Consider the following 9,692-nt stretch of genomic DNA (forward strand, 5'->3'; position numbering starts at 1 on the left):
GCGGTCGCCCTGGACGGCGGCGACTGCGCCGTGGGGGTGGAGAGTACGGTGGTCTCGGTGCTGGACGGCCGCGTCTCCCTGCTGCGCCCCGGCTCGGTCACCCGCAAGGAGATAGAGGCCGTCGTCGGCCCGCTCGACCGGGCCGGGGAGGGGCATCGCTCGCCCGGCCGGATGGCCCTGCACTATGCGCCCGACGCCCCGGTGCGGCTGAACGCGAACGGTCCCCGGACGGGCGAGGCCTACCTTGCGTTCGGAGAGGGGCAGGGGCCGTTCAACCTGAGCCCCACGGGCGACCTACGCGAGGCGGCGGCCAACCTGTTCCGCATGCTGCGCGAGGCCGACCGGACCCGGCCCACCGGCATCGCGGTCGCGCCCATACCGGCCGAAGGGCTCGGCGAGGCGATCAACGACCGGCTGAAGCGGGCGGCGGGGTTCGTGGGCTAGGACGGACGCTGCAGCAGCAGGCCCTGAATCTTGTCCTCGGCGTTGATCGAGATGGTCCAGGTGGTCTCGACGCCGTTGGCGAAGACGACGTTGAACTGGTGGGCGCCCGGTCCGGGCTCGCCGGAATGCTCCAGCGTCTGAATCTCACCGGCGTCGCGCAGGAAGGCCGCGGCGTCCGGCGCGCCGCGCACGGCGGCGGCCAGGTCCGGCGTCAGGGTGTCGTAGTTGAGCGTTCCGGCCTGCATGGCCACGATGGTGTCGCGCAGGCGATGCTCGGCGTGCCGGGCGGTGGCGAAGTGCGCCGCGTCGTGGGCGTGGCCCTCCTGGCCGGCCGCACCGTGCGAGCCGTGGGCGCCGTGACCGGCGTGGTCATGCTCCTGGGCGGCGGCGGGGCCGCAAAGGGCGAGCGAGGCGACGAAGGCGGCGGCGGCGATCTTCATGACGGGTCCCCGAGACTGAGGCCCTTGGTATAGGGGCGTGCGCGCCCTCGCGACAAGCGAGACGGGCCTTGCAATTCCACGCTTTGCGGCCTATCTGCCCGGCGCACTTCACACGCAGGCGTGGCGCGTTTCGGGGAGACATCCCGGTCCGCACCATTCCGAGGGTTCCGCAAGGACCTTTAAGCGCCTGCGGCGGATTGATCGGATAAAGGAACGAATACAGATGGCTCTGCCTGAAATCTCCATGCGTGGTCTGCTCGAGGCCGGCGCCCACTTCGGCCACCAGACGCACCGCTGGAACCCGAAGATGGAGCGCTACATCTTCGGCTCGCGCTCGAACATCCACATCATCGACCTGTCGCAGTCGCTGCCGCTGCTGCACCAGGCCCTGGTCGCCGTCCGCGACGTCGCCGCCAAGGGCGGCCGCGTCCTGTTCGTCGGCACCAAGCGCCAGGCGTCGGACCCGGTGGCCGAGGCCGCCAAGCGCTGCGCCCAGTACTACGTCAATCACCGCTGGCTCGGCGGCACCCTGACCAACTGGCGCACCGTCTCGGGCTCGATCCAGCGCCTGCGCGACACCACCGCCATCCTGGACGCCGGCGGCGAGGGCCGCGTGAAGCGCGAGCTGGTCAGCATCCAGCGCGAGCGTGACAAGCTGGAGCTGTCGCTGGGCGGCATCAAGGACATGGGCGGCATCCCCGACATCATGTTCGTGATCGACACCAACAAGGAAGCGATCGCGATCCAGGAAGCCCGCAAGCTGAACATCCCGGTCATCGCCATCCTGGACACCAACTCGGATCCGGACGGCATCACCTATCCGATCCCGGGCAACGATGACGCCGCGCGCGCCATCCAACTGTACTGCGACCTGATCGCCGACGCCGTGCTGGACGGCCTGGCCGCCGGCGCCGGCGCCGCCGGCGTTGATCTGGGCGCCTCCGCCAACCCGCCGGCCGAGCCGGCGCTGAAGGAAGAGGCCGCTCCGGCCAAGCTGAGCGCCGAGGACGAAGCCCAGGCGCAGGCCGCCGAGGCTCCGGCCGCCGAGGCCGAAGCTGAAACGCCCGCCGTCGCCGGTGAAGAAGAGCAGGCCGCCCAGACGGAAGCTCTGGACGCCGTCGAAACCGAGAAGGCCACGGGCTGATCCAGCCCGTCCGGCCTTCGCAAGAGGGCCGCGCGTTGAACTGACACGCGGCCCGGCTGTCCAGCCGGGCCGTTCCCCTATCCGATTACTCCCGAGGAGATTGAACATGGCCGAGATCACCGCCGCGCTCGTCAAGGAACTGCGCGAAAAGTCCGGCGTCGGCATGATGGACTGCAAGAAGGCGCTGCAGGAGAACGACGGCGACCTGAACGCCGCCATCGACTGGCTGCGCGCCAAGGGCCTGTCCAAGGCCGCCAAGAAGGCTGACCGTGTCGCCGCCGAGGGCCTGATCGCCGTCGCCACCCGGGCCGAGGGCGAAGGCGAGACCGCCGCCGTCATCGAGTTCAACGCCGAGACCGACTTCGTCGCCCGCAACGACCTGTTCCAGACCACGGCCAAGAAGATCGCCGCCGTCGCCCTGGACCAGTCAGACGTCGACGGCGTCAACGCCGCCGCCATGGACGGCGCAACCGTCCAGGACGCCGTGACCAACCTCGTCGCCACCATCGGCGAGAACATGCACGTGCGCCGCATGGCCAAGCTGTCGGTGTCTCAGGGCGTCGTGGCCTCCTACGTCCACAACGCCGTGTCGCCGGACCTCGGCAAGATCGGCGTGCTGGTCGCCATGGAAGGCGCTGGCGACAAGGCCAAGCTGCGCGAGCTGGGCCGCAAGATCGCCATGCACGTGGCCGCGACCTCGCCGCTGTCGCTGGACGAGTCCTCGCTGGACCCGGCCGCGATCGAGAAGGAGCGTCAGGTCCTGACCGAGAAGGCCAAGGAAGAAGGCCGTCCGGAGAACATGATCGAGAAGATCGTCATGGGTCAGATCGCCAAGTTCCAGAAGGAAGTGGTCCTGACCAAGCAGCCGTTCGTCATGAACCCGGACCAGACCATCGAACAGCTCGTCGCCGACGCCGGCAAGGAGCTGGGCTCGCCGGTCACGCTCAAGGCCTTCGTGCGCATGGGCCTGGGCGAGGGCGTCGAAAAGCCGGTCGGCCCCGACTTCGCCGAGGAAGTCGCCAGCATGACCAAGGGCTGATTTTCAGCACCGGACTGAAATCGAGGGGCGCGCTGGCTGACGGCCGGCGCGCCCTTCGTCTATGTTGCCCCTGCCGATTCCGCCGCGCCTGGACCGTCCGATGACAGAACTGAACTTCAAGAGGGTCCTGCTCAAGGTGTCGGGCGAAGTCCTGATGGGCGATCAGGGCTATGGCATCGACATGAAGACGGTCGACACCGTGGCCGCCGCCATCAAGCGGGCGGTCGAGAGCGGGGTCGAGATGTGCCTGGTGATCGGCGGCGGGAACATCTTCCGCGGTCTGTCCAAGGCGGCGGGCGACATGGACCGCTCGACGGCGGACCACATGGGCATGCTGGCGACCGTCATGAACGCGCTCGCCATGCAGGCGGCGCTCGAGAAGATCGGCATCCAGACCCGCGTGCAGAGCGCCATCACCATGAACGCGGTGGCCGAGCCCTACATTCGCAGACGCGCGCTGAGGCACCTGGAGAAGGGCCGTGTGGTGATCTTCGCCGCCGGTGTGGGCGCGCCCTTCTTCACCACGGATTCCGGCGCCGCGCTCAGAGCCGCCGAGATGGGCTGCGACGCCCTGCTCAAAGGGACCAGCGTGGACGGCGTCTATTCGGCCGACCCGAAGAAGGACAAGACCGCCACCCGCTATGACCGGCTGACCTACCAGGATGTCCTGGCCCGCGATCTGCGGGTGATGGACACCTCGGCCATCGCGATGATGCGCGACGCGAGCATCCCCATCGTGGTCTTCTCGATCCGCGAGGAGGGCTCGCTGCGCCGCGTGCTGAACGGCGAGGGCCACTTCACCGTCATCAGCGGCAGCGTCTAAGAAGAACACTTACGGGAGAGACGACCATGGCCAAGCCCGACCTCAAGACGTTCCGCGACCGGATGGACAAGGCGGTCAGCGCGCTCAAGGAGGAGTTCGCCGGTCTGCGCACGGGCCGCGCCTCGGCCGGTCTGCTGGAGCCGGTGCAGGTGGACGCCTACGGCTCGATGGTGCCCCTGAACTCGGTGGCGGCCATCTCCGTGCCGGAGCCTCGCATGATCACGGTCAACGTCTGGGACCGCGGCGTCGTGGTCTCGGTCGAAAAGGCGATCCGGGCCGCCGGCCTGGGCCTGAACCCGGTCGTCGACGGCCAGACCCTGCGGGTGCCGATCCCGCCGCTGACCGAGGAGCGTCGCAAGGAGCTGGCCAAGCTCGCCGGCAAATACGCCGAGCAGCAGCGCATCGCCGTGCGCAATGTCCGCCGCGACGCCAATGACGAACTCAAGAAGGCCGAAAAGGCCGGCGACATTGGCCAGGACGAGCAGAAGAAGATGGAGGCCGAGGTCCAGAAGGACACCGACGCCGCCATCAAACGGATCGACGAGGCCTTGAAAGCCAAGGAAGTTGAGATCATGCAGGTCTAGGACCTGTGGTCTAACGCTCTCACCCGCTCACCCCGGCGAACGCCGGGGCCCAGATGACAAGGCGCCGGCGCTGTCCAGCGAAACGCAGTGAGAAACAGGCAAAGGCTCTTCCATATGCTCTGGGCCCCGGCATTCGCCGGGGTGAGCGGTCGTGGAGGAACGCGACTTGTCTGATCCGACCTCAGGTCCGCGCCACGTCGCCCTGATCATGGATGGCAACGGACGCTGGGCGAAGGCGCGCGGCATGCCGCGCACCCTGGGCCACCGTGCGGGCGTCCAGGCGCTGAAGCGCACGGTCGAGGCCGCGCCGGACCTGGGTCTGGAATGCCTGACGGTCTTCGGCTTCTCGACCGAGAACTGGCGCCGTCCGGCGGACGAAGTCTCCGAACTGATGGGCCTGGTGCGGGCCTACGTCGAAAGCGACCTGGAGCGGCTTGTGCGCGAAGGCGTTCGCCTGAAGGTTCCCGGCAGCCGCGTCGGCCTGCCCGCCGACATCCGCGCCATCGTCGAGAACGCCGAGGCGAGGACCGCCCACAACGACCGCTTCCTGCTGCAGGTCGCCTTCAACTACGGCGGCCGCGCCGACATCCTGGCGGCGGCCCGCCGTTTCGCCGAGAGCGGCGAGGATCCGGCCCTGCTGGACGAAGCGAAGTTCGAGTCGCTTCTGTCGACCGCCGGCGCTCCACCGGTGGACCTGATCGTGCGCACCTCCGGCGAGCGGCGGCTGTCGAACTTCCTGCTGTGGGAGGCGGCGTATGCGGAGTTGCTGTTTCAGGACGTGCTCTGGCCCGACTATGGCTATGAGGCTCTGGCCCAGGCGATCGAAGCCTTCCGCACCCGGGATCGTCGGTTCGGGGGGCTGAACGAGCCCGAGCGGGCCGCCGGCTGATGCCTGCGCGCGATATCGGCATGCGCGCGGCCTCCGCCGCCGTGCTGGCTCCCTTGGCCATCATCGCGCTGTGGACCGGCGGCTGGGCCTTCATCATCCTGATGGGGCTGGCCGCCGGCATCCTGGCCATGGAGTGGGGCGCGATCAGCGAGCGCCGCGCCCCGGTGCTGACGGGCGTGGCTGTGGCCTTCGCGGTGCTGGGCGCCATGATCGCGGCCTATGTGGGGGACTTTTCAGCGGCCCTGGTGCTGCTGGTCTTCGGCGCGATCGCCTCGGCCCTGTTCGCCCGCGCCATCAAGGCGTCCGGCCTCGATGCGGCCTATGGGGTCCTCTATATCGGCTGGCCGATGCTGCTGCTGGTCTGGCTGAGGAATCTGCCGGACGGAGGCCGCTGGACGATCTTGCTGTTCTCGGTGACCTGGGCTGCGGACATTGCGGCCTATCTGGTCGGAAACATGCTGAAGGGGCCCAAGCTGTGGCCCCGTTTCTCGCCCAACAAGACCTGGTCGGGGTTCGCCGGAGGCCTGATCGGCGGCGTGATCGCGGCAGTAGCGGTCGTCTGGGTGCTGGCCGACGCGGGCTTTCCGTTCTCGGGCGTCAGCCTTGCGGGTGCGGCGGTCGTCGGACTGGCGGGAGCGCTCGCGACCATGGCGGGGGACCTGTGGGAGTCCGCGCTGAAGCGCCGGTTCGGAGTCAAGGACGCCGGCGCCATCATCCCTGGCCACGGGGGCCTGCTCGACAGGGTCGACGGCCTGATGTTTGCGGTTGTGGTCATCGCGGTGATCAAATTCCTCATCGACTGGGGCCTAGTCGGATGAGCGGGCGCCGGCGCGTGACCGTCCTGGGCTCCACGGGATCGGTGGGGACCTCGACGCTGGACCTGATGGCGCAGGCGGGCGGCCGCGACGTGTTCGAAATCGAGGCTCTCACCGCCGGGGCCAATGTTCGGCTGCTCGCCGAGCAGGCCCTGGAGTGGCGGCCGCGCCTGGCGGTGATCGGGCGTGACGACCTGAAGGCCGAGCTCGAACGTGCGCTGGAAGGCTCCGGCGTGCGCACCGCCAGCGGGGAGGCGGCCGTCGAGGCCGCCGCTTCCGGCGGCGCGGACTGGATCATGGCCGCCATCGTCGGCGCGGCGGGCCTGCGCCCTGCCTGGGCGGCGGCCCGATCCGGAGCGACGCTTGCCTTGGCCAACAAGGAAAGTCTCGTCTGTTGCGGCCCGGCCCTGATCGAGGCCGCGCGGGCGGCCGGGGGACAGGTCATCCCGGTCGATTCCGAGCACTCGGCGATCTTCCAGGTGCTGGAGCCGCACAATATCGACCGCGTGGCCCGCTTGGTGCTGACGGCCTCAGGCGGCCCGTTCCGGACTATGTCCCTGGCGGAAATGAAGGCCGTGACGCCGGAACAGGCCGTCGCCCATCCCAACTGGAGCATGGGAGCGAAGATCTCCGTCGACAGCGCCACCATGGCCAACAAGGGCCTGGAGATGATCGAGGCGGCCTATCTGTTCGGCGTCGACGCCGCGCGGATCGACGTCCTGGTTCACCCACAGTCGATCATTCATAGCCTCGTCGAATACGTGGACGGCTCGACCCTGGCGCAGCTGGGTCCGCCGGACATGCGCACGCCGATCGCCTGCGCCCTTGCCTGGCCCGAGCGGATCGCCTGGCCGGCGCCGAGACTGGACCTCGCGGCGCTGGGCTCGTTGACCTTCGAGGCGCCGGACGACGTGCGATTCCCCATGCTCAGGCTGGCCCGTCAGGCCCTGTCGGCGGGAGGCGCGGCGCCGGCCGTGTTCAACGCCGCCAACGAGGCCGCGGTCCAGGCCTTCCTTGACCGGCGCATCGGCTTTCTCGATATTGCGGCGACGGTGGCCGAGACGCTCGAGGAGTCTGAGGGCGGGTCGTTCGGGGGGACTGAGGCCGATCCGCTGGGCAAAGCTCTGCAGGCGGATCGGAGCGCGAGGCGGCTGGCCATGGAAGCGGTCGGACGCCGGGCGCTCGCGGCCTGACTCTGGAGAGGTATTTCGGCCTGATGCTCGACTTCCTGGGGTCCGCGGCGGGAACGCTGGCCGCCTTTCTGGCGGTCCTAGCTCTCGTCATCACGATCCACGAACTCGGCCACTTCGGCGTGGCCAAGCTGTTCGGCGTCCGGATCGACCGGTTTTCGCTCGGATTTGGCAAGACGCTCTGGTCCCGGCGGGACCGCTCGGGCGTCGAATGGCGCTTAGCCGCCCTGCCGCTCGGCGGCTATGTGAAATTCTCGGGCGATCTCGACGTCACCGGTGTTCCGGATCGCGAGGGCCTGGCGGCGCTGAAGGCGGACATCGTCGCGCGCGAGGGTCCAGGCGCGGAGCGCGCCTATTACCACTTCAAGCCAGTCTGGCAGCGCGCCCTGATCGTCCTGGCCGGGCCGATGGCTAACTTCGTCCTGGCCATACTGATCTTCACGATCGTCAATCTGTCGTTCGGCGAAGCCGTGCGTTTCGTCCCGCGTGTGGGGGACGTGCAGCCAGGGTCGCCGGCCGCGGTGGCGGGCTTCCAGTCGGGCGATCTGATCACGCGGGTCGACGGCCGCTCGGTCGATGACTGGCGCGAGTTCGCCCAGCTCGTTTCGCTGCGCGCGGGGGTGGCGACGCAGGTCGACCTGCTGCGCGACGGAGAGGCAGAGCGGCTGACGGTCACCCCCGGCGTGCGCGAGGTCGTCAATCCGCTCGACCAGTCGACGGTCCGGCTCGGGTTCGTGGGCCTGACCAACAGCGGGGATCCCGCGGACGTCGAACGCGGCCGCTATACGCTTCCGGGCGCGGTCTCAGCCGGCGTGCGCCAGACCGGCGCTATCCTGGACACCAGCATGACCTACATCGGCCGGATTCTCACCGGCCGGGAGAGCGGGGACCAGCTCTCGGGGCCGATCGGCATCGCGCGGGCCTCCGGAGTCATCGCCGGCGCGGCCGCGGACAACGCGGATTCGTTCGGTCAGGCGGTCCAAGGCGTATTTTTCTCGCTCCTGACGCTCGCCGGCCTTCTTTCGGTCGGAGTTGGCTTCCTCAATCTGCTGCCGATACCGGTTCTGGACGGGGGTCACTTGCTTTTCTACGCTTATGAAGCCGTGGCCCGAAGGCCGCTCGCCGCAGGAATCCAGGAGGCCGGGCTCCGCGTCGGTCTTGCTTTGCTGGTGGGATTGATGTTGTTCGCCACCTGGAACGACCTCAACAAGCTTAACCTGTTCGCCTTCCTCGGCGGGTCTTCGTGAATCGCCTCCGCCCGTCGCCGATGGTCCCCTGCATGCCGCACCGCTCCCGCCTCGTCCTTCAGTCGAGCCTGACCGCCCTGGCCGCCTCCGCGCTCCTGGCCGGACCCGCCTTCGCGCAGGACGCGCCCCAGCCCACGGGTCCCACGGCTCCGCCGCCGGCCGAACAGCCGCAGATCGAGACCGAGGCGCTTCAGGTTCGCCAAGGCGTCGTCGCGCGCATCCAGGTGCAGGGCGCCCAGCGCATCGACCCGACCACCATCCTGTCCTACCTGCCGATCCAGCCCGGCGACACGGTCGACGACGCGGTCATCGACCTGGCCGTGCGCACCCTGTTCCGCACCGAGCACTTCTCCGACGTGCAGATCGGCCTGCAGTCCAACGGCGTGCTGCTGGTGGAGGTTGTCGAGAACCCGATCATCAACCAGGTGGTCTTCGAGGGGAACAGCGCGCTCAACGAAGATCGCCTGCGCGAAGAGATCACGGTGCGCCCGCGCGGCGTCTATACCCGCGCCCGCGTTCAGGCCGAGGTGCAGCGCATCGTCGAGCTGTACCGCCGCTCGGGTCGCATCTCGGCGACTGTCACGCCCAAGCTGGTCCAGCTGGAGCAGAACCGCGTCGACCTGATCTTCGAGATCGACGAGGGTGTCTCGACGGGCGTGCGGTCGATCCAGATCCTCGGCAACCAGGATTTCTCGGACAACGACCTGCGTGACGTGATGGTCACCGAGCGCAGTCAGTGGTGGAACTTCTTCTCGTCCAACGACAACTACGATCCCGACCGTCTCGAGTACGACCGGGAGCAGCTGCGCGAGTTCTACACCAACCGCGGCTACTACGACTTCCGCGTGGTCTCCTCGGTAGCCGAGCTGACGCCGGACCAGGAAGACTTCGTCATCACCGTCACGGTCGACGAGGGCGACCGCTATGACTACGGGGCCCTGACGGTCGAGACCGAGAACGAACGCCTCAATCCGGAATTCCTGCGCGCTCTGCTGCCGATCAACGAAGGCGACCTCTATCGCAGCGACCAGATCGAGGCGGCGGTCGACACCCTAACCTTCGCCGCCGGCGCGGCCG

11 protein-coding genes are annotated in these 9,692 nt (G+C 68.6%); 10 read left to right on the forward strand and 1 reads right to left on the reverse strand.

Going from position 1 to position 9,692, the window contains the following annotated elements; genetic code table 11:
• Positions 1-444, forward strand: a 444-nt coding sequence (locus Q0M60_RS11985) for a Sua5 family C-terminal domain-containing protein (protein WP_296819773.1), incomplete at its 5' end; no start/stop codon positions are given.
• On the opposite strand, the gene Q0M60_RS11990 is transcribed toward Q0M60_RS11985, so the two are convergent.
• The gene (locus Q0M60_RS11990) at positions 441-884 is read right to left on the reverse strand and encodes a hypothetical protein (protein WP_296819775.1); all 444 of its coding nucleotides are present in this window, start codon (positions 882-884) and stop codon (positions 441-443) included. The two genes, Q0M60_RS11985 and Q0M60_RS11990, sit on opposite strands and share 4 nt — an antisense overlap.
• A 223-nt stretch (positions 885-1,107) precedes the next feature.
• Between Q0M60_RS11990 and rpsB the strand changes: the two genes are divergently transcribed.
• From rpsB to Q0M60_RS12035, 9 genes are all read left to right on the forward strand, one after another.
• Positions 1,108-2,028 carry a 30S ribosomal protein S2 gene (gene rpsB / locus Q0M60_RS11995; RefSeq protein WP_296819778.1) on the forward strand — a complete coding sequence of 307 codons (921 nt, stop codon included), beginning with the start codon at positions 1,108-1,110 and terminating at the stop codon, positions 2,026-2,028.
• A gap of 106 nt (positions 2,029-2,134) precedes the next feature.
• Positions 2,135-3,067, forward strand: coding sequence for a translation elongation factor Ts (tsf, locus tag Q0M60_RS12000; protein WP_296819780.1), 933 nt, complete (start codon positions 2,135-2,137; stop codon positions 3,065-3,067).
• Positions 3,068-3,167: 100 nt separating this feature from the next.
• Entirely contained in the window at positions 3,168-3,890 is a 723-nt protein-coding gene (gene pyrH / locus Q0M60_RS12005; RefSeq protein ID WP_296819782.1) for a UMP kinase, read from the forward strand.
• Between the two features lie 26 nt (positions 3,891-3,916).
• Positions 3,917-4,474: a ribosome recycling factor gene (gene frr / locus Q0M60_RS12010; protein WP_296819784.1), complete on the forward strand. Its 558-nt coding sequence runs from the start codon at positions 3,917-3,919 to the stop codon at positions 4,472-4,474.
• Positions 4,475-4,640: 166 nt separating this feature from the next.
• Positions 4,641-5,363, forward strand: coding sequence for a polyprenyl diphosphate synthase (gene uppS, locus Q0M60_RS12015; RefSeq protein WP_296819787.1), 723 nt, complete (start codon positions 4,641-4,643; stop codon positions 5,361-5,363).
• A gap of 20 nt (positions 5,364-5,383) precedes the next feature.
• On the forward strand, positions 5,384-6,181 hold the full coding sequence (locus Q0M60_RS12020; protein ID WP_296819790.1) for a phosphatidate cytidylyltransferase: 798 nt from the start codon (positions 5,384-5,386) through the stop codon (positions 6,179-6,181).
• A complete protein-coding gene (dxr, locus tag Q0M60_RS12025) occupies positions 6,178-7,371 on the forward strand; it encodes a 1-deoxy-D-xylulose-5-phosphate reductoisomerase (protein WP_296819792.1) in 1,194 nt (397 codons plus the stop codon). The genes Q0M60_RS12020 and dxr overlap by 4 nt, the downstream gene beginning before the upstream one ends.
• 23 nt (positions 7,372-7,394) lie before the next feature.
• Complete coding sequence (locus Q0M60_RS12030; RefSeq protein ID WP_296819794.1) at positions 7,395-8,615, forward strand: RIP metalloprotease; 1,221 nt, start codon at positions 7,395-7,397, stop codon at positions 8,613-8,615.
• A gap of 20 nt (positions 8,616-8,635) precedes the next feature.
• Positions 8,636-9,692 (forward strand): POTRA domain-containing protein (locus tag Q0M60_RS12035; RefSeq protein WP_296819796.1); only part of this gene is annotated, 1,057 nt, incomplete at its 3' end.

The organism is Brevundimonas sp., from assembly GCF_024711105.1.
GTDB lineage: Bacteria > Pseudomonadota > Alphaproteobacteria > Caulobacterales > Caulobacteraceae > Brevundimonas.

What these genes read in the sequence shown, in the direction of transcription:
- pyrH (WP_296819782.1), top strand. Translation starts at nt 3,168, where the DNA reads ATGACAGAACTGAACTTCAAGAGGGTCCTGCTCAAGGTGTCGGGCGAA.
- tsf (WP_296819780.1), top strand. Translation starts at nt 2,135, where the DNA reads ATGGCCGAGATCACCGCCGCGCTCGTCAAGGAACTGCGCGAAAAGTCC.
- Q0M60_RS11990 (WP_296819775.1), bottom strand. Translation starts at nt 884, where the DNA reads ATGAAGATCGCCGCCGCCGCCTTCGTCGCCTCGCTCGCCCTTTGCGGC.
- frr (WP_296819784.1), top strand. Translation starts at nt 3,917, where the DNA reads ATGGCCAAGCCCGACCTCAAGACGTTCCGCGACCGGATGGACAAGGCG.
- Q0M60_RS12030 (WP_296819794.1), top strand. Translation starts at nt 7,395, where the DNA reads ATGCTCGACTTCCTGGGGTCCGCGGCGGGAACGCTGGCCGCCTTTCTG.
- Q0M60_RS12020 (WP_296819790.1), top strand. Translation starts at nt 5,384, where the DNA reads ATGCGCGCGGCCTCCGCCGCCGTGCTGGCTCCCTTGGCCATCATCGCG.
- rpsB (WP_296819778.1), top strand. Translation starts at nt 1,108, where the DNA reads ATGGCTCTGCCTGAAATCTCCATGCGTGGTCTGCTCGAGGCCGGCGCC.
- dxr (WP_296819792.1), top strand. Translation starts at nt 6,178, where the DNA reads ATGAGCGGGCGCCGGCGCGTGACCGTCCTGGGCTCCACGGGATCGGTG.